The sequence below is a fragment of the Nocardia sp. CWNU-33 genome, from assembly GCF_046764895.1.
Taxonomy (GTDB): domain Bacteria; phylum Actinomycetota; class Actinomycetes; order Mycobacteriales; family Mycobacteriaceae; genus Nocardia.
Genome location: NZ_JBKOQN010000026.1, coordinates 58650 through 81087, shown reverse-complemented (window position 1 = coordinate 81087; position 22438 = coordinate 58650). Strand labels below are relative to the sequence as shown.

Here is a 22438-nt window from a genome sequence, read left to right as displayed (position 1 = left end):
ATTCGGCAGGGAATGCGAGCGTCGTAATCACTCACCAGTTTACGTAAGACACTGTCGCATTTCGTGGCAGGTGGACTCCACATCAGGTGAACTGTCGGACTAGCCGGTCAGGACGAGGCCTTGGCGGACGTGCAAGCAGTCGTGTCACTCGACTGCTTGCACTGCCCGGCTTGGCCCGAGTGAAATCGTGACGCTCTTGAGTTGGGTGTAGTGGTTCAATGCCTCGATGCCCTTTTCGCGTCCGTACCCGCTCGCCTTTTGCCCTCCGAACGGGGTCTGTACGGCCGCCGTCGACCATGTGTTCACGTAGATCTGGCCTGCTTCAATCGCCTCGGATACACGTAGTGTCCGTGAGAGGTCTTCCGTCCACACGCCGCCGACAAGTCCGAAGTCGGAGTCATTTGCGATGGCGATCGCCTCGTCTTCGGTGTCGAACGGGATGACCACGAGCACCGGGCCGAAGATCTCCTCGCGCGCGATGCGCATCGAGTTGTCCACCTGGGTGTAGATCGTGGGATTGACGTAGAAGCCGTCCTCGAGCGTGTCAGCCGTCGGGCGATCACCGCCGGTGACCAGCGTTGCACCCTCCCCTTGCGCGATATCGAAGTAGCTGAGCACAGTCTCATACTGGTCGCGGGTGATGAGCGGACCGAAGTCCTCACCAACACGGAGGCGTTCGGTCGCATCGACGACGGCCCGAACGAACTCGTCGTGAATGCTGCGCTGGACCAGCAGCCGTGTTCCGGATGAGCAGACCTGACCGGCGTTCGTAGTGAACGCTCGAACCGCCTCGGTCGCGGCGAAGTCGAGGTCTGCGTCCTCGAACACGATGTTCGCCGACTTTCCGCCCAGCTCCAACGTGAGTGGCAAGATGCGATCGGCAGCAACCCGACCGATGGACTGGCCGACTGCGACCGAACCGGTGAACACGAGCTTTCGGATGAGTGGGTGCTCAACCAGTGCCGAGCCGGCCTCACTCCCCTTACCGAGAACCACATTGAAGACGCCATCGGGGATTCCAGCTTCCGTCGCGAGACGAGCGAGGGCGGTCGTGGTCCTCGACGTGGTTTCGGCCGGCTTCACAACGATCACGTTGCTGGCGGCGAGCGCGGGGGCAGCCGCACGGGCTGCTTGATTGATCGGCAGGTTCCAGGGTGTGATCACCCCGACAACCCCATACGGCTCACGCAAGGTGTAGACGTGCTGGGTGGGAACGACATCGATGATGTCCCCAGCGGGGAGGTTGACCAGTCCTGCATAGAACTCGAAGTACTCCGCCGCACCACGCACCTCGGCCCTAGCGCTCTCGAGGGGTTTGCCGGTGTCCCGAATCTCGAGTCCGACCAGTTCGTCGAGGTCTCGCCGGATCAGGCGACCGATATCCCACAGAATGCGAGCCCGGTCCGCCGACGCGATTTTTCGCCATGCCCACGCCGCATCGCATGCGGCACGGACGGCGGCGTCGACGTCGTCCGCAGTCCCCAACGCGACGTCGGCGCCCGGTCCGCCTGTCGCCGGGTCGGTGCCGACGCGGTGTGCGCCGCTGAGGGAGGGCACGGCACGTCCGTTGATCCAGTGTCGGATCTCATCCACGGGTGCGTCGATTCTTACAGAGGTGAGCGCGTCAGTCATCACTAGTTCTTTCGGGTCGAAAAGAGCGGCCTGGTTACTGTTCGGAGGACAACGAGGCCAGACGCTGCTGCGGTCGACCCTGAGCGGCAGCGGCAAGGGCGATGACGATCTCGTCGGCGTGTGGCGCATCCGGAATCCGCGCTTCGAAGCTCTGGTGGTGGGAGCGGATCGTGGCATCGGTGATGTGTTTCAACGGGATGTCGAAGACGGTGCCGGCCGGCGCACGCTTCTCGACCGCGGGAAGCAGGGTGGTCGCATTCGCGGCCTTGCGGAAGTGGTCGCCGAACTTCAGGGTGTGGATGAGCCCGGAGCCGTGCTCGATCTCCCCGTTGAGGCCCACGATCGCGGCCTTGCCGTAGGCCTCCGGGGTAGCCCCCAACGCTGCCACGACGCGGGCAGCCAAAAGCTTGCCGATATCGGAGGCCGTGGCGTCGATCCCCGGTCCGAGATTCTCGACGAATCCCTGCCCCGCCCAGGGGTTCTCGATGACTGTGGCAACCACCGCGACGCGGGCGGCGGGATCGACTGCGCGGCCGCCTTCGAGAAGAACCTCTTCAACGATGGTGACGATCTTGCGGATATTCACTGGAACATTCCTTCGAGATCTGCGGAGACCACGGGCTGGTCGGTGGTGCGGTCTCCGGAACGGGGGAACGGGCGGGTGCCCGAGGAAGCTGCGACGACGACCACGATCTCGTCTGGACGTGGGGCGTCCGGAACGCGCGTGACGATCGTCTGGAAGTGGTTACGGGTGGGCCCGGCGTTCTTGCGTCCGACTGGGACCGTGAGCGATGTGCCGGCATCGCCGCGATCGTCGGCGAAAGCGATGACGGTATCGCCTCCGAGGAACTCGCGAACGAGGTTGGCGTAGTACGGAGTGTGGATAAGTGCTGCTCCGTGCTCGAGCTCGCCATCAGTGCCGATGATGGCGCCCTTGCCGAACGCCACCACCCGATCGGATCCACCAATGTGTTCGAGCACCCGGTCGGTCAGCAGCTTCGCAAGCCGCGGCGCGATCTCCCGGACCGGTGTCACCAGATCCGAGTCGACTCGACTACCGATCCACGGGTTTCGCACCACCGCCACCGCAGTGACCCGCGTAGCCCCGTCGATCGGGACGCCGTGCTCGGACAAGATCTCCTCGGACTGCAGCACGATCTTGCGAACGCTCCATCGCGCCTCGATCGAGACCGGATCGCCATGGCGAAGACGAGCCGCGGTCATACTGTCATCCATTCCGCCGCCGCGTGCGTCACCGTGACGGGGCGTTTCGGTCCCGGCGTGTTGCGGCTCTTCGTCAGTCGGATGACGCCGTCCGTGATGACACAACCAACTCCGGGGAGGTCTCCGATGCTGAGTGCTTCGAGCGCACCGTCGGCCTGGGATCCGACGGGAGCGTCGAGAACGACGAGGTCGGCGTCACGGCCGACTTCCAGCTTCCCGGAGTTGAGCTCGTACACCTCGGCGACGTTGCCGGTCGCGGCGATGACGGCCTGCCGTGCGGTCAGCGGTCCGAGGGACACCATCTCGGCCATCTGACGCAGCATTCCGAGCGGGATCACCCCTGTTCCGGTCGGAGTGTCGGTCGCGATCATGATGCGATGGAACTGATCGTGCTCGAGTGCCAGTTCGGCGAAATGGATCGCCGATCGCAAGTTGCCTGCGTGCACCAGCTGCAGTGCAATGTCGAGTCCGTCTACGACGAGCCGCCGGTTCTCTTCTCGGCTGAGTGATGTCGGGCCGCCGTTGCAGTGGCCGGAGATATTGGGGCGCACTTCGAGGAGAGCGTCGACGGTGATCTTGCTGAGGCTGCCCGCGATGCTTCCGCCTCCGGTATGGAACATCACCTTGATGCCGTTGCGCTTGGCTGCGGCAACGACGGGCGCGTAAGCCTCGGGGGATTCGAAGGCACCGAATCCTGCCTTGGCAAGCCATACTCCCTGATCGTTGACTTCGCGGAAGTCTTGGTCGGTCAGGCCGGGCTCGAGGATGACGGAGCCGGCGTGCACGCGCATGCCTCCAGGCCGGTAGGTCTGGTAGCAGCGATTCGCAGCGACCGCCAACGCCTTCACTCCCGCGACATCGGTCGGGCGGCCCGGCACATGTACTTCGCTGGCAGAGATGACCGAAGTCGTTCCACCGTGCACGTAGCTCTCGAGGAAACCGATTGTGTTCTGGCGTGGTGTGTAATCGCCGAACGTGGAGTGGACGTGCGAGTCGATCAGACCGGGAAGGACCGTTGCTCCTGCGACGTCGACTACGTGCTCATGTGATTCGAGATCGACATCGCTCGTGCTTCCGATCCAGGTAATTACTCCGTTGTCGGTGACGATCGCGTCCCCGTCGAGTGACGCGCTGTCACGGTTGCCGACGACGGAGTCGCCAATGTTGATGAGCGCTAAAGTCATGATGACTCGACCTTTCTATGTATGCGCGGGTGAAGCTGACTCCACTGAGCTGGAGCCCACACGTTGGTGTTTCTTTGCGAGCCGCGGCAATGTCTCCCCGGCCGCCAATGTCGCGATGAGGGTGAGTACGGCAAGTATCGAGATGTACGTCGAGAACGCGACAGCGCTTCCAAACGCCTCGTATAGCGACAACCCGATAATTGGAGTGAGTCCGCCACCAAGAACCGCGCCGATGTTGAATCCCAACGACACACCCGAGTACCGGACCTCGGTGGCGAAAAGCTCCGAGAAGTACGCACCGTGGGTGCCCGCGAAGGCCGCATGGATAATTCCGCCGACAAGCACGGCCAGGATCACGCCTGTCGACTGGCCTGCATCTACAGAGATGAACAGCAGGAAGATGTACGGCACGAGCGCGATCGCGGCGCCTGCATAAACGGGTCTGCGGCCGATGCGGTCGGCCAACGAGCCGAACGCGGGAACCAGTAAGGCCTCGACGCCGACGGCGAACAGTACAGCCGTGAGGACGAGCCCGCGGGACATGTTGCCCACTGCAGTCGCGTACTGCAGGATGTAGACCGTCGTGGCGTAGTAGCCGGCACTCTCACCAAGCCGGAGGCCTATGGCGACGAGCAGCGGCTTGGGATACTTGGTGAGCAGAACGATGAACGGCATCTTGATAGGTTCGATGTTGCCCTCGGCTTCACGCTTGGCCTTCTGTTCGAGGAACTGATCGGTCTCACCAACCTGAAGCCGTACCCAAAGCCCGACCGCGAGCAGCAACGCCGACAGCGCGAACGGGAACCGCCACCCCCAGCTGATGAACTGGTCATCACTGAGGACCGCTGAGAAGATGGCCAGCACTCCAGCGGCAAGGAGATTGCCGAACGCAGGGCCGATCTGGGGGAAGCTCGCCCAGAATCCCCGCCTGTTGTCGTCGACATTTTCTGTTAGGAGGAGAGTCGCACCACCCCACTCGCCGCCTAGCGCGAAGCCCTGGACCAGGCGCAGCACGACGAGGGCGATCGGAGCGGCCATCCCGATCGCGTCGAATGTCGGCAGTGCCGCGATGAGGAACGTCGAGCCGCCCATCAGTATCAAACAGACGACCAAGGTTTGTTTCCTGCCGAGTCGATCACCGTAGTGACCGAACACAGCCGCGCCGAGGGGCCGAGCGAAGAACCCGATTGTCAGTGTCGAGAACGCCAGAAGTGTTGAGACGAAAGGATCTTCACTGGGAAAGAACGCAACATTGAACACCAGCGCGGCCGCTGTTCCGTAGAGGAAGAAGTCATAGTATTCGATCGTGGTGCCGATCAATGCTGCGGCGGCAAGACGGGCCTTTGACTTCGGTGGTCCAGTCGCAGTGCGCTCCTCGGACAGAGCGCTGACGCGATCGCTGGTCATGGGACTTTCCAATCGTGCAAGGGGGAAGGGGTTGTTGGCAGAGGGGGTACGCAGTCCTCGAGCGGTGGATCAGAGCCAGATGTCGAGTTCGCCATCCGGGTCGACGAAGTTCCCGAATCGGCCGGAGTAGAACGCCAGCGGTTCCCCGACGCGATGCTGCACACTGTGCACGCGGCCCAGCAGGATCACGTGGTCGCCAACCTCGATCTCACGCTCGACTGAGCACTCGAGCGTGCAGAGAGCTCTAGGCGCCACGGGGAGGCCGGACGCTCCCCGGTGGACTTCGAGACCTTCGAACTTGCCACCACCAGGCTTTGCGAAAGCCGATGCGATCCTTGCCTGGCGGGCGCCGAGAATGCTGACCGAATAGGCGCCTGCCTCGCGCACGTATCGGGCAGCACGACTGGCTGTCGCCAAGCTGATCAGTATGATCGGCGGCTCGAGCGACACCCACGTCAGAGAATTGATCGTCGCTCCGTGGGGTCCTGCATCAGTCTCGGTCATCACGAGCCCGACCCCCGTGGTAAATCGACCCATCGCTCGTCTCAGATCGCTGGGTTCCACGTCCGTCATCGGAGGTACCTTCTCGACGGTGGTCATGGCAGCACCGCCCCCGCCATCTCGATGGACTTGGTGATCGGGGTGTCGAGGTCGTACTGAGCGAGGAAGTCGTCGACACGCTTGGTCGCCGTCGCGTAGTCGTACTGCTGGTACGCCCACATCTTGGTGAGGAAGGGCGCGCCGTTGTAGAACATCTCGTACTGCTGGTGGCGGCCGGCGAATTCAGATCCGATGACATCCCATGCCAACTTGAAAAGCTTGATCCGGTCTTCGGCCGGCACACCGGGCGAAACGACGTATTTGTCGATATCGGGTCGGGTGATGTCACTGCGCATATCTGCGAGTCCGGATGGCACCTGCAGTACGCCGCCTCCGCAGAGGTCTCGGATGATGCCGATCACCCGCGGGTAGAGCTCGGCCTGTCGAGCGACCTGGCCGTAGACCGCGGGCCGGCTGGGTACCGCAAAACTCTGGGCGTCGACGATGGCGTCGTACTCCGCCGCGTGCAGACTTGCGGTCACAGAGGATGCGAGGCTGGCCAGCTCGCCGAGCTTCTCGACCACACCCGGGAACTTGTCAACCTTGTTCATCGACGCAATTCGGTGCGCGATCCCAAGAATGAAGTCGAGCTTCACCGAAAGCCGTGCCTGCGCTTGCCAATTCGCGAATACATGAGCACCCGACTCCTGGAAGCTACGGTTCAGAACATCAGGGTTGCGATCGACGAAGACCCGATCCCAGGGGACGAAGACATCCTCGAAGATTGCGAAGGCATCAGTCTCGTCGAACTGGGTGGTGAGGGGGTAGTCGTACACACTTGTTGCTGTTGGCGCGTAGGGCCGGCGCTCCAGCAGCTTGAGCCCGGCAGCGGCCATAGGAATGGCGAAGCTGACTGCGAAGTCCTTGTCTTCGGCCTTCAGTGGCTTGATGCAAGAGACGAACAACTCATCGGCGACAGCACCAGAAGTCGCCAACATCGCTGATCCGCGCACCGTGATGCCCTCATCATTCGACGAGACGACGCCGAGCTGGAGGAAGTCCTCACCCCAACCGCTCGCGATCGTGTCGCGAGAGACCTGAGGTGGGATGATCACATACGCAAGGTAGAGCGACTCGTCGAGAACGCGCTGGTAGAAGCGGGTGATATTGTCACCGAACCGCTCGCCCTGCTCATCGAAGATGTTGCGGTGGGCGGCCATCGCCGCGATTGTCGAGGGAACGTGGTCCGGGCTGCGGCCCACGAAGCCGTTCGTTAGACCCGCCCACTTGATGTGGGCATCGCGTCGCCTCTTCAGATCTTCTGTAGAGCGCGGCGTCATAAACGCGGTATTCGCCTCACGCCCGGTTTCCGGCGCTGTATAGATCATGTCGTTTGCCGGGTCGGCCGCGAAGTCGTACAACTTCGCAATCGTCCGAGCGATCGGCGCAGTGGCCGGGTGGTCCAGCACGTTCAAGATCGGCTGGCCGTCGATGAGCACGCAACGCCCATCGTTCAGGCCGGCGAGATACTCTGCGCCACTTCGCATGTCGGTCTCCTTTGATCACTTTCGCGCCGATGCGATCCATCGCCGCACCGTGTCCGCGGTCACAACTCTATATTATCTAAGTTTATTACGCATCTATTTTATGTAAGTTAGTTACCAAAACTGAGTGGATCCAGAAGGAGCGGGCGTGGCGCGAAGCCGCCGGTCAGCTCTTCGTTGCTCGAGTTGACCGTGGCGCGTTTCCCTGTCCACACCCGGCCGGACGGCGAGCCGGTGCTCCTGGAGCACCGGCTCGCCGCCGCTGGGACCGCGCGGCGATTCGGCGGGGACGAGCGCCCTGGCCCGTGTGGAGCAGGTCGGCGGGGACTGGGCACTTACGGCTTTACAGGTGGCGATCGCCGAATGTCATGCGATCGCTGCGTCGGTGGACGCGACGAACTGGGAGCGCATCGTGCTCATCTACGAGGCTCTCAGCCGGCTCGCACCGTCACCGGTGGTCGACCTCAACTGGGCGGTGATGGTCCCCATGGCCCAGGAACCGGCCGCCGCGCTGCCGATCGTCGACGAGTTGGTGGCCGCCGAGGCGCTGTCGAACTCGCATCTACTGCCGAGCCTTTGCGGGGAACTGCTCATCCGCCTGGGCCGCACCGCCGAGGCGCGAACCACACTGCGGCGCGCCGAACCGCTGTGCGGCAACGAGCGCGAGCGAGCGGTTTTGAACGCAAACTCGCCGACCTCGGCTGGCGGTCCGACGGTAGCGCTGGAGCTTCCGCCATTGCCGCTGTGGTGGTCAGCCACGCCGTCGTGGCAGGGATCCTCAACGGCAACTACCCGCGATCAAGGAAGATTCAATGGCGAAGTCACTCGCATGCCAGTTCCAACAACAGTTTTGACCAAACTCGCTCGATCAGCCGGTCGGGCCGAGCGCCCGGCGGACCGCGTCGGCCGGGTCGGTAGCGACTTGTCCTGCGTCGATGGGGTTTCCACCCGCGTCGCGGAGTTGCCAGCCGCCGAGACAGACCACGGGGATGTCTCCGCGGTGGTGGGCGAGGGCGAGTTCGGAGAGTGTGCCCCATGATCCGCCGATGACGATCACCGCGTCGGCGGAGCGCACAAGAATCGCATTCCTCGCCTCACCCATGTTCGTATAGAGCACGGCTGACAGTCCCGCGCAGACCGCGCTGCGGTCGGTGTCGGGGCGGACACCGATGACGAGTCCGCCTGCGCGAGAAGCGCCTTCGGCGACAGCGGCCATCACCCCGACGCCGCCGCCGCACAGCACCGTCACCCCCGCTTCGGCAAGAAGCCGACCGACTTCGGCGGCATGTATCGCGTCCGCGTGGGTGCAGTCACGTGGTCCGCAGACAGCGACTTGTCGTGGTGCACTGCACGGTGCGGTCATGCAGTGGCCCCAGCCCGGCTGGTCAGCAAGTCCGCCAGTTGCGCGGCGAACTCGTCGGCGGCGAAAATGTAGCCGACGTGATTGCCCGCGAACTTCACCAGGTCCAGCCCGAGCTGTTCGGCGAGAACGGCATTCGGCTCGGCGGTGAATGTATCCGCCGAATCGTGACCGGTGGCGAGCACCAGTTTGCCGGCCGCGGCCTGCAAACTCGTGAAGTCCGGTGTGTAGCGGGGGTATTGGCGAAGTTCGTGTTCCATCCAGAATTTCAGATTCTGCTGGATCCGTGCGGACATCGCCGCTGCCTCGGGTGACCGATCCTCGGTCGGCCGGCGCCCACCCATCTGTAGGCCGATACCCGCGCCGAAGGCCGCCATCGCCGCGGGAGTGCCTTCGCTGCGGCTCTTTTCGTGGATGCCGTCCAGGAATGCTAGCCACTTGTCGGCATCCGGCAACAGACCGGCCAGCGGCGGTTCGTGTGCGACCACCGAGTCGATCAGCTCGGGGTGTTTGCTGAGCAGTTCCAGCGCTACGACCGCACCGGAGCTGCTGCCGAGCACATAGGCGGGCTGATCGGTCAAGTGGCCGAGCAATGCTGCGGCATCGGCGCCGTCGGCCGTCACCCGGTCTTCCGGAGGTCCGGCGAGCGGGCTGCGCGAGAATCCGCGCCGATCGTAGGAGACCACCGTGTAACGGTCGGCCATCCGCTCGGCGAGCGCGTTGAAGGTGCCCGCCTCACCGTTGCCGCCGGGGATCAGCAGCAGAAGTGGACCTGCGCCGCGGATTTCGTAGTACAAACTCGCGCCGGGAACAGTGAGGGTGTGGTTGGTCGGAATGTTCATCGGAAAGGCTCCTGGAAGTAACGAAAGTTGCTGCAACGCTTCCCGGATGATGGGCAGCGCCGCAACGGGTGGGTCGGAGTCGACCCACCGGTTGATAGCCACATGCAGTGCGGCGGCGATGGCGCCCGCCATGATCCGCGGGAACATGTCGGCGTCGGGATCCCGATCGGTCCGCTCGGCGATGGCTTCGGCGAGCGCTTCGTGGATCACGGCCTGCGCCTTGAGGTATTCGCCTTGCAGCGCAGGCGCGCGAGTGATCAGCCGGACGCCCTTCGTCCAGGCCGGATCGGGGATTTCGGCGTCACGGAACTCGGTCAGCACCGCGTGGATGACGGCGGGCCACAGTGCCTCCGTGCCCGGCCGCTCACGTAGCCCGTCCGCGATCCGCCGCGACCGATCCACCGCGAGCGCGCAGATGGCCTCGTACTTGCTGGTGAAATAGTTGTTGAACGTACGCGTCGAAACGCCTGCCGCAGCAGCTATGTCCTCGACCAGAACATCATCGAGCCCTCGTTCCACTGCCAGCCGTAGTGCGGCGAATCCCAGCGCTGCACGGGTCGCCAGCTTCTTACGTTCCCGCAATCCGAGCACGAACGCCATGCTTCCGACAGTATCCAATCTTGCGTGATGCGCAAGATTGCGTGATCAGAATGTTTCATCCGACAGTCGGATCCTCGGATCGGCAATCGGCACTACCTGGGGTCATTCCCGCTCCAATACCTTCTGCACAGCCCGCGACCAATGCCGTGCGCAAGGGCACATAGTCGATGGCGACGATCAGCCGAGCAGTGGGGCGGAGACGGCAATGCCTATGGCGGCCAACGTTGCCGACGCGAGCGGCCCGATAATGACCAGTGCGACAACAACTCCCAGGGCGAGGTGGGCGCGAACTCCCGGCCGCGGTTCGATCGGTGGGATCAGCCGCTCGACGCGTGCCGGGAGGTCGACCCCGTTCATGCCGAGCACCGCAGAGGCGGCTTCGGGGATGCCGGAAAGGGTGAGCAGGGCGCGCAATACAGCCGTTCGGCCGTGCACGCGCGCGGCCGCGTCATCTGCGCACATCTCCAGGAGTCGGGCGACTTCGCCTGCGCCGAGGGTGAACAGCTCGATCCGGGAGAGGTTGGCCGCGAGCCCTCGCGTCAGTGCGAGCCACAGATGGTGCCGACCGGCGAGGTGGGCACGCTCGTGCTCCAATACGGCACGCAACTGGTGCTGGTCGAGAGCGGCGATCGCGCCGCGCGTGACGACGACGGTGTGTGGCTTGCCCGCCACGCTGTAGGCGGCCGGTTGGGCGACCTCGAGCACTATGGCATCCAATCCGGCATCGTGCCGCCCGGCTATTCGAACCATACGTGCGTGCTCATGGGTGGTGCTGCGGGCCAGGAGAAACCACCGCCCGACGCGGACGAGCAGCACCACTCCTGCGCACATGGCGAACCCCGTCAGTGCGACGAACCCGCCTTGCACCAGGACGCCGTAGTGACCGGTGGCGGCGTCGTGCAGTTGGGTGTAGCAGCTGTCGAGGACCGGGCGGCCCGGCTCGGCCAAATCAACGATCACGTAGGCGATGACGATCACCGGGACCACTGTCCATGAGACGATTACGGACCCGATCGCGCTGAGCCACGCGACCAACTCGAACTGTGGCGCGATGCCGCGGTGGGTGAGTCGTGCGAGGGGGCGTGGAGCCAGCACTGCGACAGCGAAGCTGGAGAGGATCAGGCAGACCGCCTCGCTCATCCGGCGGCCCGCTGTGCGGCAGGTCGTCGGATCCGGGCGCATAGCTCGGTGCTGCGCTGTTTCGAAGTCTTGAATGCGTGAAAACGCATCAAGGCGTTCCTCCTGTCGATCGGCGTCGAGCCGTGCGGCACACCGCGAATGCACTTAACCTAGCGGACACCTACTATCTACATACGTAATATCTGCTTGTCGAGTAAGCGGGGTGCGTCCAGGAATCCCGGTCGGGTCGGCCTTGAAGGGTGTTGTGTCGGAAAGCTGTTGAACCGGACCTGTCATTGCGTGCGGCGGCGGCTGGCCGGTGTGTACGGCAGCGGGCGTAGTGTGAGTCGCATTGCCATGTGTGGCAAGCCCCCCGCGAGTCCTCCGACACCCTTCGATGTCGCCGGCTGCGTTCACTGTTGCTGGGACAGGCTTCCCGCCGATCTCGGCTGCGGCAGATCTCGCCGAAGTCGCAGCGCAGCACGCAGTCCCGCTGATTCCTCGGCATCGATCTGCTCGACGAAATAGGCCAGCACGAGATCTGATCGGCCACCGCCATGGAGGGCCTCGTGCATCAGACTTGCGCTGTACTGCTCACGGGTCAGCGTGGGTTGATACCAGTACGCCTTGCCGACGCGTTCCCGCTCGAGGCAGCCTTTGCGGTGCAAATTGTCCATGGTCGACATCACCGTGGTGTACGCGATCTCGCGTTCGGCGCTGATCTCGTCGAGAATCCCACGGACAGTAGTCGGTTCGTCGCGATCCCACACTCGGTCCATGATGACCGCTTCGAGCTCGCCGAATCTGCGTACGCGCATAGTTCACCTCCAGTAGTGGCGGTGGTGGGACCGGCATCCCGTCGCACACTACTTTCTGCGTACGTACATAGTACTTTCAGGCGCCATGATCCGCGCGCCAACGCAGTGGACGACCCTCAGGGTTTGCGCGCAATCCCGCCGACCATCAGCCGTTGGGCGATGGTCAGCTCGCCGGGGTCTCCATCGGCGGGCCGCCATTCGGGCAGGTATACGAGACCGGGCTCGACCAGTTCCAGACCCCGGAACAGGTCGAGTACCTCCGGTTGACACGCCGACTCGGTCTCGAGCTGTCGGACATCGACCTGTGCTTCGCCGACGACGGCGAATCGTCTGCTTCGAGGTCGATCCGAGCCTGGCATATATCGTCTACGAGGACGCGACGGCCAGCCGATCTCCGCTGGGCCGGCGTGGCATTTGCAGGCGCGGTAGACAAGCGACGGCGTCGGCGACCGCACGATGCGCAGGATCGGGTCGTGACAGACCCGGCGGACAACCACATCTCAGAATCTGTCCAACCCATGGACAGTGTTCGCTCGTTTATATAGGGTTTCGTGGATCCAGCGAAGGCACGGCAAACTATTGTCGTCGCGTCGGGTAGCCGACGCGGTGCACATCCGAACACGGGACTCGATGTCACTTGGCTGAAAGTGGGGGCAAGACATGGCGACGGCGCTCGACCACACCGAAGAGCGGGCCTGGCGGGCGATGGTGACGCTGACGACACGCCTGCCGGGTGTCCTGGATGGCTTGCGGCAACGCGAATTCGGGGTCACCCATTTCGAATACCGTGTGCTGGCGCTGCTGTCGGAAGAGTGCGATCATCGGATGCGCATGACCGAGCTGGCCGGCGCGGCGAACGCCTCGACATCGCGGTTGTCCCATGCCGGTGCACTGAGCGTGCCTAGCGGAGTCGAGAACCGGTCGATCGTCGCGGTAGTGGCGGGCTGAGGACACCCGAGTTGGCCTTTATGCACTCGCCGGACCGGCAAAGTGGCTACTGGCGGGTTATTGGTCCGCCGGTTTTGTCCGGACCTTACTGTTTTGCCAGGGTCCCATGGTGCGGCCGAGGGCCGCTGCGACGGATGGGGAGCGCTACACGATGGTGACGATCGCACAGTTGCGGGCCGTGCTGGCGATTCTGCACATAGATCCTGTGGAGATCGTCGAGCCGGACAGCACGGGTCTTCGCGGGCCCGATTCGGAGCGGTCGTTGTTGGTGGGGTTGCTGTATCACGCGCTGGGTGGCGAAATGCGCCAGGTGCTCGCCACGGCGACGACCGCGGACGAGGTCGCTCGCGCTGCCGCGATGAGCGCCCGGCAGGCGCCCTATGCGAATGCTTGCGTGCAAGCAGGTGTAGACGCACGCCGGCTGCGCGACCGTATCGAGGCGTTGGCCGCCGAGACGACGGTCGATCCCGCGCCGATTCTGCTCGATGCCGCGGCGCGGTCGGCCGATGCCACCGAGACGTTGCTGGCGCTGAGCCGCAATCCCGGCGACGGTGACGCCGAATCCCGATGGCGGCAGGCCCTCGACGATCTGGGGCAGGCCTACCACCTGATCAACGACGAATACGTGGAGCGTACGAACGCGACGACGGCTCCGCTGCCCTGAACGGGGGCGGTCTCAGCGGACGGGGAAGTCGAAGTAGGTCTGTGGGAAGGGCTCGTCCCTCAGGGTGAAATGCCACCATTCCTCGGCGAGGTTCTTGAACCCGTGCTCGTCCATCAGGTTCGTCAGCAGCGTGCGCACTGCCCGCTGGGTGCCGCCGACGGCCGGGTTCGCGGTGTGCGCCGCGGGATCGAAGCAGTCGTATCCGGTGCCGAAATCGAGCATGTCGTCACGGAATCGCTGATCTGCGGGCCGGAAACACTCACGCAGCGGATCGCCCTCGTGATACTGCTCGGCCTCGGGCGCGGGCAGCGCCACAATGGCGAGGTCCAGCGTGCTGCCCCGACTATGGCCCGACTTCTCGGCAATGTAGCCGTCTCGGAACAGATTCGCTTTGTCCACCGCAGGGTAGAACTCGGCCTTCATCTTCACATCGGCGAGATCGCGGGCCCAAGCAACGAAGTGGTCGACGGCGCGCTGCGGGCGGTAGCAGTCGTAGGTCTTCAGTGTGAGATTCATCGGCCGCAACTCCAGCTGCACCTGGGCGAGTGCCGATGCCGCCTGCTTGGTCAACAGGCACTTGGGCGCCTCATATCCAGCCACGCGGGTACCGAGGAAATTGTGCTGCCCGAAATAGCGAGCATCGACGAGGATCGTCGGATCCACCTCGGTGACGGAGACGAACGCTTCCTCGCCGGCTGGTGGCGCTTCGGAACGGCTGCCTTCACATGCCGCGATCGTCACCGTCATCACGCATGCCAGCGCCAGCGTGCCGAGACGCCGCAGCAACGACCGGGAGCTCATATTTCCTCCTTGCGATTCCGGCTCGGGCACAACCACTTTCATGAGTGCTCGGCCTTCGACGGACACCGTACGTCACCACCGACGTGATATGCGGGCGCTTTTGCCGACATGATGGATTGTCGATGCCCGCTCGAGCGCGCAGTCTGCTCAGCGTTCGCCCGTATGCAGAAAATCTCCGGCGCCACTGCGGGTGACGTCGTAGCCGAGCAGGCGTTCGGCCTCCTCGATGCCACCCTGCAGGTCGCCGACGGCGTTCATCTTCGACAGGTCCAACCCGATCGTCACCAACGTCAACGCAATCTCCGAGGACAGGCCGGTGATGATCACGCTCGCGCCCATCAGCCCGGATGCTTCTACCGTCTGGACGAGGTGGTTGGCGACGGTGGAGTCGATCGTCGGCACACCGGTGATGTCGATGACGACGACCTTGGCGCGATTGTGTCGAATGGCGCTCAGTAGCTGTTCGGTGAGCTGACGGGCCCGCTGCCCGTCGAGCACACCGATGATCGGCAGGATCAGCAGTTGCTCACGCACCTGCAGCACGGGAGTCGACAACTCCCGGATCGCTTCCTGCTGTTGGCGGATGATGCGCTCGCGTTCCTGGACAAAGGAGACACCCACGGTGTTGGCGATGCGGTTGGCGGCCGGTTCGTAGGCGTCGAGTACCTGGTTGAGCAGATCGAAGTCGCCCTGGTATTTCTCGAACAACGAGCGCGCGAGCACATCGCGCAGCAACAGCACGATGCCGAGGACCTCATCGGTTTCCACACCACGCGGAATGATGCGTTCGGAGAGATCGCGTGCGTAGGCCTGCAGCGCTTCCACGGAACCGGTCTCCAGCACCGCGACATAGTTGTCGTACACCGATGTCGCCTCGGAGAACATCTCATCGGGTGTCATCGCGGTGAGTAGCTGTGCTTCGGTGATGCGGCGCGCCCATTCCTCGCGCAGGATCGTCCGGTTCTGCCGCAGGTGCTCCACCAGTTCGGAGAGCAGGCCTTCGCTGGATCCGGTGGAGATCGTCGCGATGCTTCCGTCGAGCGACACCTCGAGCAACACCATCTCCGATCCCTATTCGGGCGGCCTGCACCCGATTGCCGTCAGCGCACCCACGGCGTCCGTGGACCTCTGCCGACTGGCAGGCGAAAGCCTATACCCAGGACCGGCGAATTGCCGGTCTCTGGCATCTCCGGAAAGTTCGGACAGCCTGGTGCTCGAGCCACTGATCGGGACAGGGACCCCGCGACGGCCGGGGACCCTGTCCGATCAGCCGGGAAACTATGCCGTCGTCACGACCTCGTCGTAGTCGAGCCGAGGCGAACGCGGGAACCAGGCGTTCGGTCCCGGCTTGCCGATGTTGACGACGACGAGCGAGCTGTGGTTTCCGTCGGGGAAGAACTCCTTGTCGACGCCCGCGGCGTCGAAGCCGTTCATCGGGCCTGCCGCCAGCCCGGCGGCGCGGATGCCGAGAATGAAGTAGCCGACCTGGATCAGGGCATTGAAGCGTGCTGATTCTGTGCGGTAGGCGTTGTCGGCGAAGTAGTCCTTGGCATCCGGTGCGTGCGGGAACACCTTGGGCAGGTGATCGTGGAAGTTCAAGTCGGCGGCCAGAATTGCGGTCAGCGGCGCGCCGGCGGTCTTGGGCTTGTTGTTGTCGATCATGTGAGTGACGAGGCGGGCGCGCGCCTGCGGGCTACGCACGAGCACAACGCGAAGCGGCTGCTGGTTCATCGAGGTCGGCCCGTACTTGACGAGTTCGTAGATGTCACGGATGTGCTCGTCGTCGACCGGATGGTCGGCAAAGGTGTTGGCGGTGCGCGCCTCGCGGAACAGCAGATTCTGGGCGTCGGCGGCCAGTGTGAGGTAGGTGGTGGGCTGAGCGGTGTTCACGGATATCTCCTCAGTTGCCGACGGGCTGGGTGTCGCGCCCGCGCGCTCCGCGGGCGAACTGGTAGCTGGCACGGACCAACCGCCAAGTGATCTTCAATTCGTCGGTGTCGCGCGGCCCGTAGACCATCACCACCGTCGCGGGCAGGAATCGTTGTCGCGCCATCGGATGCAGCTCCGCCCAGCCGCGGGTGATCGCCTCCGCAACGACCTCGGTCGGCAGGCACATGTGCAGGCTGCCGTCGGCGGACCCGTGCAGGTGCGCGAATTCGGTGCCCGCCAGAAAGGCTTCGGCGGGACCGCCGGCGTCGGCCGGTCGCAGATGCAGTGCGCGGGTGTCGGCGAGGGATACGCTGCTGCGGCCGACGATGACGCCATCGAGGGTGGCCATGCGCGCCCACAGGGTCTCTTGCAGGATCGTCGGCGCGGTCTGATCGAGTTGCTGGTGTGGATTGTGCGCTCGCGTGAGAGGCGGGTTCCCGGATCGCGTGGGTAGTCCCGGCCGGTTGTGCACTGTCGTCGACATTGCTGTGCTCCCTTGGGTTTTCGCTCACTCATGCGGTGTGTGCGGCTGCTGGGATTCACAGTACTTTCCAAAGTATAGTAGTTACCAAGAGGAAAGCGGCTCGACTGGAGGATCGATGACCACTGTGCCCCGCGCGGCGGTGACCGCAACTGTGGATCCGTGCCCGATCACGCCGGTGATCGACCTCGTCTTCGGGCGATGGTCGACGCAGGTGCTGTGGGTGCTGACCCATGACGGCCGACTGCGCTTCACCGAATTGCAGCAGCGAATCCCCGGCCTGACACCGAAGGTGCTGACCCAGCGCCTGCGTCAGCTCGAACGTGACGGCTTGGTTGCCCGCACCTACTACGCCGAGGTGCCGCCGCGCGTGGAGTACGCCGCGACCCCGCTGGCCGCGACGCTGGCCCCCGTGTTCGGCAGCATCGTGGACTGGTCGGGCGAGCACCTGGCCGAGGTGCTCGCCGCCCGCGCCGCCTACGACGCGAGCGTGTGAGCGCATCGGAGGTTGCCGTCGCGGGTCAGCTCTCGACTCGCGCTGGTGCGAGTTCGAGGAGATGGCCTGCCAGTTCGCGCGGCATGGTGATCATGCAGTCGTGCCCGGTCGGTAGCACATGGATGCGCGCGGCGGGGAAGTCGGCGGGCGGAAAGGTGCGTGGCAGGCCCGCCGCGCGCATCTGTTTGAAGTCCTCGCCGCCCTCGCTGCAGTGCACGTGGGTCACCGGTATCGCCGCGAGGTCGTCCGGGTTGCGCAGCCGCACCGGCTGTTGAAATGTCGCGAGCGACTGCGCCGTCTGCATCGAGGCCACCCAGCTGAGGTCGGGTTCGTCCGTCACGCCGTAGAGGCCACCGTCGCCCATCGGTGTGGTTTGCGGCGGAACCCGCCAGCCGTCGCCTGCGGTCGCCGCCGCCGCGACGAACGCCTCGACCATGCCGGGCATGATGTCGGCGACAGATTCGCCGTCGCGGGGGACGAAGGTGTCGACATAGACCAGTTCGGCGATCCGGTCCGGCACCGCGTCCGCGACCGCGGTGATGACGATGCCCGCGTAACTGTGTCCGACCAGGACGATGTCGGTGAGGTCTGCGGACACAATGAGTTCGACCAGGTCTTGCACGTGGGTGTCGAGGCCGACCTCCGACGTCAGCAACTCGGCCCGGTCGCCGAGCCCGACGAGCGAGGGCGCGTGGACGGTGTGACCCTCGGCCGCGAGTAGCGGCGTCACCCGCTGCCAGCACCAGCCGCCGTGGAAGGCTCCATGGATGAGCAGATAGGTCGACACTAGTGGTTCTCCCTGAGCTTTGTTGGGGCAGTGGTTGTTTCAATGCGCTTCGTTAGCGGCGGCACATGTTCGGATCGCAGACCGAGCCCGATGACCCTGGCAACGACGTGCGGTAGACCGGGAACCTGCCGCAGCAGCCGGACCAGCAGTGGCTTGTCCGTGCCGGGCCGCCCGGCGTTCGGGTAGAGATCCGACAGCAGTCGCAGCTGTGCGAATTGCACCACCCGCATGGGCAATTGACGTCGGTGCTGGATCTCGCGGAGTTCGGCGACGGTGGGGCGTCGGCCCGCGGCAAGCGGCGGCGCCAGGATACGGGCGGCGGCGATCGCGTCCTGGACGGCGAGATTGATGCCCACCCCGCCCGCGGGCGACATCGCGTGCGCGGCATCGCCGATGGCGACCAGCCCCGGCCGATACCAGCGGCGCAGCCTGTCGACCCGGACGTCGAGCGGTTTCACATCGTCCCAACTGTGGATCTCCGCATTGAGATGCCCGGTGAGACTCGGATAGATCGCGGCGAGGTCGGCTCGGAATGCGGTGAGCCCAGCGGCCTTGATCGTGTCGAAGCCGCCTTTCGGAATCATGTACGCGACTTGGAGATAGTCGCCGCGATCGATGCAGACGATGAAGAAGCCCTTGCCGCTGCGCACCGTCGGCAGCCGGTCACCATCGGGCTTACATACCCGGAACCACAGCACATCCATCGGGGCCACGCTTGCCGCGACCTCGAGCAGGCCGCAGCCGCGCGCGAGCGAGTTGCGTCCGTCGGCGGCGATGACCAGCCTGCTGCTGACCTCGAAAGGGCCGTCCGCGGTTCGCGCGCGCACGCCGACGACGGTGCCGTCCTGCTGGACCAGCTCGGTCACCTCGGCCTGTTGCAGCAGCCGGAAGCCCGGGTATCGGCGACCCGCATCGGCGAGGAAGTTCAACACGTCCCACTGCGGCATGAACGCGACGAACGGGAAACGTCCCGGCAGTTTGCGGAAGTCGGCGAATATCACCGGCCCCATGGCGGTGGCCATCGGCAGTTGCGGCAGCTCGACGTGCGGCAGCGCGAGGAACTCGTCGGCCAGTCCCAGCGCGTCCATCACCCGCAGCGTCGAGGGATGCACGGTGTCGCCTCGGAAGTCGCGCAGGAAGTCCGGATGTTTCTCCAGCACGAGCACATCCACACCGGACCTGGCCAGCAGCAGTCCTGCCATCAGGCCGGCGGGTCCGCCGCCGACGACGCAGACGTCGACCGAATCGCTGGTCACCTCCGGCATATCGGCGCTCCTCCGTCCCAGCAGGCTTTGTCGCCGGTGAGCACGCGGTGGCGGGTCATCCGTTACCGCCGAATGCGCTGGTATCCATAGTTTTTGCTCCCTTCGCAGGAAGATCGTGGTGTTGCGGCGATGCTGGGAATCAAGCATGGTGAGTGGTGCTCCAGCACTGCTCCAGCCGTCTATTCGAGGTGTTCTCGAGTGGGTGCGCGCAGGCTGTGGGAAACAGATTTCACCGCGCCGTGCTCGAACGAATGCCTCGACGCCGAGAGGGGGACGTCGAGGCATTCTTTTCCCGGGGAAGTGCGGGAAATGCGCTCCGGGTATTCGTGTCGACATGAACGCGCGAATCGGATATTCGCTTGGAATAAGCGCAAGCCCGGCCGGATTCGGCAACAATGGGCGAATGACCGGCTGCGGGAAAGGCTTTCCTGATCGAGGTCTTCGACTCGCGCATGTGGGATCTGCACTCTGCACGACTTAGTTCATGGAAGTGCCGTTGCGCGAGGAATATTGTTAGGCGGGAGTAGCGGATGCCGCAGGGTCGGTGGGTGGATAGAAGCCGATCAGATAGCCGGCGTGCTTGCGCTCGAGCATCATGCCGACGCGTTCGTCCGAGGCAGCGAGGATGTCTTGGTGCAGCTTCTGCAGCTTCATGCACGGGTCGAGCCCGAGCTCATGCTGCATCGCTTTGCAGAACTGCTGGTATGAGCTGAGCGCGAGATGCCGCTGACCCGAACGGCTCAGCGCGAACATGTAGTACGCCTGCATACGCTCGTCCAGCGGATGCTGCATGGTCAATCGGGCCAGGTCGGGGCATACTTCGCGGTAGCGGCCCAGTCGGAGTTCGGCTTCGATGCGCAGCTCGACGTTGGCCAGCCGCAGATGATCCAGGTGCGAGATCTCTGCGGCAAGCGGCATGCCCGCCTCCACGTCCACCAACGCGGGGCCGGTCCAGCAGGCCTCTGCCGCATGGAACAGATCGACGGCGCGGTGATCGTCGCCTGCCTTGGCGGCGATCCTGGCGGCATCCGACAACGAGCGGTAATTGCGCAGGTCGAACACGCAATCCTGTACCTCGAACGAATAGCCCTTGCTGCGCGTGCGGAGATATCGCTCCGCGACCTCGCCCTGCCCGATATCGAGTTGCTCCGCCATCTTCTTGCGAATTCCAAGTACGTATGTCTGGATTACGGCAACCGCGCTGCGCGGCGGGTCCTCGCTCCACAGCTCTTCGATCAGTGTCGAGACCGGAACTACCGTCGAATGCCTGACCAGTAGCAATGCCAAGAGTTGTCGCTGTTTCTGGGCTGTGGGCGTTGCGTTGCGATTGTTAAGAGCAAGCGTCAACGGACCTAACACGCGAGCGCACACTGGATACTTCACGAGCTCTCCCTACAGGCGTATTCCCCCCGACCGATGTGAGGTCTTCGAAAATCCCACCTCGCTGTAGGTAGGGTCAACACTATCGAGGATGCCGTATCGCGTTGATGAAACCTGAGTAATATCCGAGTAAACTCGACGCAGGTCTCTGCTGAATTTCCCTACGGGACAAGGAGATTGAGTACAGGACGGAATGGGTGGGCTCGCGATCATTCGCCATGCGGTTCCGCAGCGGGCTGCGGCGGGGACGGGCGGCGCGCAACCATGCCGAGGATGGGCTCGACCACGCGTGCGGCGATCGGACCGATCACCGCCATGATCAGCACGTACGTCGTTGCCATCGCGGCGAACTCGCTGGGGACCGCGCCCGCGGCGACGGCCAGTCCCGCGATCACGATGGAGAACTCGCCATGCGCCACCAGTGCGGTGCCTGCGCGGGCCCGGCCGTAACGGGAGGCGCCTGCCTGCTGGGCGGCCCACCAGCCGGTTGCCAGCTTGGTTGCGGTGGTAACCACTGCTAGTAGGCAGGCCCACCCCAATACCGGAGGGATGCTGGCCGGATCGGTGGTCAGGCCGAAGAGGACGAAGAACATCGCAGCGAACAGGTCGCGCAGTGGCTCGAGGATCTTGGTGGCGTTGTGCGCGGTCGAATCGGAGATTGCGATACCGAGCAGGAACGCGCCGACAGCCGCGGAAACTTGTACTGCGGAGGCGAACCCGGCAACCAACAATGCGGCGCCGAGCAGTTTGAGCAGGAAGATCTCGCGGTCCTCGCTGGCCACGATCGCGGAGACGTACTTGCCGTAGCGCAGCGCGACCACCAGCACCACGGTGACGGCGATCAGCGCGATGGATAGTGTCTTCAGTCCGGCGAGGAATCCGGCACCGGCGAGCACGGCGGTCAACACCGGCAGATAGCCGGCCATGACGAGATCCTCGAACACCAGGATCGACAGGATGACCGGCGTCTCGCGGTTACCGAGTCGACCGAGGTCGTTCAAGACTTTCGCGACGATTCCCGAGGAGGAGATATAGGTGACCCCCGCCATCGCGATCGCTCCGGTGAGACCCCACTCCAGGCCGAGGGCGACCACGACGCCGGGCGTCGCGTTGAGCGCGATGTCGAGCAGCCCGGCCTGCCAGGATCTTCGCATTCCGGTAACCAGTTCCGGCGCACTGTATTCCAGGCCGAGCAACAGCAACAGCAACACCACGCCGATCTCGCTGGCGAGGTGAATGAACTCGTCGACATTGCTCAGCGCGATGAACCCGCCGTTGCCGAAGACCAGTCCGCCGATGAGATACAGGGGAATCGGCGACATTCCGATGCGTGCGGCTAGGCGGCCGAGCAGACCGAGGCCAAAAAATACCGCGCCCAGCTGGATCAGCGAGAGCGCGGTTCCTTCGAACACCATGG

The 22438-nt window shown here is 64.2% G+C and carries 23 protein-coding genes and 1 pseudogene; 4 read left to right on the top strand and 20 right to left on the bottom strand.

Features of this window, described 5'->3' with window-relative positions; genetic code table 11:
• Nucleotides 1-144: 144 nt before the first annotated feature.
• The 7 genes from ACLMAL_RS28520 to ACLMAL_RS28490 form a co-directional block, all read right to left on the bottom strand.
• Entirely contained in the window at nt 145-1632 is a 1488-nt protein-coding gene (locus tag ACLMAL_RS28520) for an aldehyde dehydrogenase family protein (RefSeq protein WP_412001911.1), read from the bottom strand.
• 34 nt (nt 1633-1666) lie between these two features.
• On the bottom strand, nt 1667-2218 hold the full coding sequence (locus ACLMAL_RS28515) for an amino acid synthesis family protein (protein ID WP_412001910.1): 552 nt from the start codon (nt 2216-2218) through the stop codon (nt 1667-1669).
• The gene (locus ACLMAL_RS28510) at nt 2215-2856 is read right to left on the bottom strand and encodes an amino acid synthesis family protein (RefSeq protein WP_412001909.1); all 642 of its coding nucleotides are present in this window, start codon (nt 2854-2856) and stop codon (nt 2215-2217) included. Before ACLMAL_RS28510 ends, ACLMAL_RS28515 begins: the two co-directional genes overlap by 4 nt.
• On the bottom strand, nt 2853-4040 hold the full coding sequence (locus tag ACLMAL_RS28505; RefSeq protein ID WP_412001908.1) for an amidohydrolase family protein: 1188 nt from the start codon (nt 4038-4040) through the stop codon (nt 2853-2855). The genes ACLMAL_RS28510 and ACLMAL_RS28505 overlap by 4 nt, the downstream gene beginning before the upstream one ends.
• A 15-nt stretch (nt 4041-4055) precedes the next feature.
• The gene (locus tag ACLMAL_RS28500; RefSeq protein ID WP_412001907.1) at nt 4056-5447 is read right to left on the bottom strand and encodes an MFS transporter; all 1392 of its coding nucleotides are present in this window, start codon (nt 5445-5447) and stop codon (nt 4056-4058) included.
• Between the two features lie 69 nt (nt 5448-5516).
• A complete protein-coding gene (locus ACLMAL_RS28495) occupies nt 5517-6047 on the bottom strand; it encodes a flavin reductase family protein (protein WP_412001906.1) in 531 nt (176 codons plus the stop codon).
• Nucleotides 6044-7534, bottom strand: coding sequence for a 4-hydroxyphenylacetate 3-hydroxylase family protein (locus ACLMAL_RS28490; RefSeq protein ID WP_412001905.1), 1491 nt, complete (start codon nt 7532-7534; stop codon nt 6044-6046). Before ACLMAL_RS28490 ends, ACLMAL_RS28495 begins: the two co-directional genes overlap by 4 nt.
• Nucleotides 7535-7705: 171 nt before the next feature.
• On the opposite strand from ACLMAL_RS28490, the pseudogene ACLMAL_RS28485 reads away from it, so the two are divergent.
• A pseudogene (locus ACLMAL_RS28485) lies at nt 7706-8230 on the top strand (DUF6596 domain-containing protein); the annotation flags it as partial.
• Nucleotides 8231-8399: 169 nt separating this feature from the next.
• On the opposite strand, the gene ACLMAL_RS28480 reads toward ACLMAL_RS28485, so the two are convergent.
• From ACLMAL_RS28480 to ACLMAL_RS28460, 5 genes are all read right to left on the bottom strand, one after another.
• Nucleotides 8400-8894: an LOG family protein gene (locus ACLMAL_RS28480; protein ID WP_412001904.1), complete on the bottom strand. Its 495-nt coding sequence runs from the start codon at nt 8892-8894 to the stop codon at nt 8400-8402.
• On the bottom strand, nt 8891-10333 hold the full coding sequence (locus tag ACLMAL_RS28475; RefSeq protein WP_412001903.1) for an alpha/beta fold hydrolase: 1443 nt from the start codon (nt 10331-10333) through the stop codon (nt 8891-8893). Before ACLMAL_RS28475 ends, ACLMAL_RS28480 begins: the two co-directional genes overlap by 4 nt.
• A gap of 177 nt (nt 10334-10510) precedes the next feature.
• Nucleotides 10511-11473 (bottom strand): M56 family metallopeptidase, encoded by a 963-nt coding sequence (locus ACLMAL_RS28470; RefSeq protein ID WP_412001902.1) that lies wholly within the window; start codon nt 11471-11473, stop codon nt 10511-10513.
• Nucleotides 11474-11865: 392 nt separating this feature from the next.
• On the bottom strand, nt 11866-12270 hold the full coding sequence (locus ACLMAL_RS28465; RefSeq protein ID WP_328400766.1) for a BlaI/MecI/CopY family transcriptional regulator: 405 nt from the start codon (nt 12268-12270) through the stop codon (nt 11866-11868).
• A gap of 116 nt (nt 12271-12386) precedes the next feature.
• The gene (locus tag ACLMAL_RS28460) at nt 12387-12629 is read right to left on the bottom strand and encodes an SAM-dependent methyltransferase (RefSeq protein ID WP_412001901.1); all 243 of its coding nucleotides are present in this window, start codon (nt 12627-12629) and stop codon (nt 12387-12389) included.
• Between the two features lie 301 nt (nt 12630-12930).
• On the opposite strand from ACLMAL_RS28460, the gene ACLMAL_RS28455 reads away from it, so the two are divergent.
• The gene (locus ACLMAL_RS28455) at nt 12931-13218 is read left to right on the top strand and encodes a hypothetical protein (protein WP_412001900.1); all 288 of its coding nucleotides are present in this window, start codon (nt 12931-12933) and stop codon (nt 13216-13218) included.
• Nucleotides 13219-13369: 151 nt separating this feature from the next.
• Nucleotides 13370-13882 carry a hypothetical protein gene (locus ACLMAL_RS28450; RefSeq protein WP_412001899.1) on the top strand — a complete coding sequence of 171 codons (513 nt, stop codon included), beginning with the start codon at nt 13370-13372 and terminating at the stop codon, nt 13880-13882.
• A gap of 12 nt (nt 13883-13894) precedes the next feature.
• On the opposite strand, the gene ACLMAL_RS28445 is transcribed toward ACLMAL_RS28450, so the two are convergent.
• The 4 genes from ACLMAL_RS28445 to ACLMAL_RS28430 form a co-directional block, all read right to left on the bottom strand.
• Nucleotides 13895-14683, bottom strand: a complete 789-nt coding sequence (locus ACLMAL_RS28445) for a M15 family metallopeptidase (protein ID WP_412001898.1) — start codon at nt 14681-14683, stop codon at nt 13895-13897.
• Between the two features lie 147 nt (nt 14684-14830).
• Nucleotides 14831-15745 (bottom strand): STAS domain-containing protein, encoded by a 915-nt coding sequence (locus ACLMAL_RS28440; RefSeq protein ID WP_412001897.1) that lies wholly within the window; start codon nt 15743-15745, stop codon nt 14831-14833.
• Nucleotides 15746-15961: 216 nt separating this feature from the next.
• Nucleotides 15962-16573 (bottom strand): malonic semialdehyde reductase, encoded by a 612-nt coding sequence (locus ACLMAL_RS28435; protein WP_412001896.1) that lies wholly within the window; start codon nt 16571-16573, stop codon nt 15962-15964.
• 10 nt (nt 16574-16583) lie between these two features.
• Complete coding sequence (locus tag ACLMAL_RS28430; RefSeq protein ID WP_412001895.1) at nt 16584-17096, bottom strand: luciferase family protein; 513 nt, start codon at nt 17094-17096, stop codon at nt 16584-16586.
• Nucleotides 17097-17211: 115 nt separating this feature from the next.
• On the opposite strand from ACLMAL_RS28430, the gene ACLMAL_RS28425 reads away from it, so the two are divergent.
• Nucleotides 17212-17589 (top strand): helix-turn-helix domain-containing protein, encoded by a 378-nt coding sequence (locus ACLMAL_RS28425; protein ID WP_328400782.1) that lies wholly within the window; start codon nt 17212-17214, stop codon nt 17587-17589.
• A 25-nt stretch (nt 17590-17614) separates the two neighbouring features.
• Here ACLMAL_RS28425 and ACLMAL_RS28420 read toward each other — a convergent pair whose 3' ends face one another.
• The 4 genes from ACLMAL_RS28420 to ACLMAL_RS28405 all read right to left on the bottom strand — a co-directional run bounded on the left by ACLMAL_RS28420 (nt 17615) and on the right by ACLMAL_RS28405 (nt 22436).
• Nucleotides 17615-18376: an alpha/beta fold hydrolase gene (locus ACLMAL_RS28420; RefSeq protein WP_412001894.1), complete on the bottom strand. Its 762-nt coding sequence runs from the start codon at nt 18374-18376 to the stop codon at nt 17615-17617.
• A complete protein-coding gene (locus tag ACLMAL_RS28415) occupies nt 18376-19641 on the bottom strand; it encodes an FAD-dependent oxidoreductase (RefSeq protein WP_412001893.1) in 1266 nt (421 codons plus the stop codon). The genes ACLMAL_RS28420 and ACLMAL_RS28415 overlap by 1 nt, the downstream gene beginning before the upstream one ends.
• Nucleotides 19642-20154: 513 nt before the next feature.
• Entirely contained in the window at nt 20155-21000 is an 846-nt protein-coding gene (locus ACLMAL_RS28410; RefSeq protein ID WP_412001942.1) for an AfsR/SARP family transcriptional regulator, read from the bottom strand.
• A gap of 230 nt (nt 21001-21230) precedes the next feature.
• A complete protein-coding gene (locus ACLMAL_RS28405) occupies nt 21231-22436 on the bottom strand; it encodes a cation:proton antiporter (RefSeq protein ID WP_412001892.1) in 1206 nt (401 codons plus the stop codon).
• Nucleotides 22437-22438 lie beyond the last annotated feature (2 nt).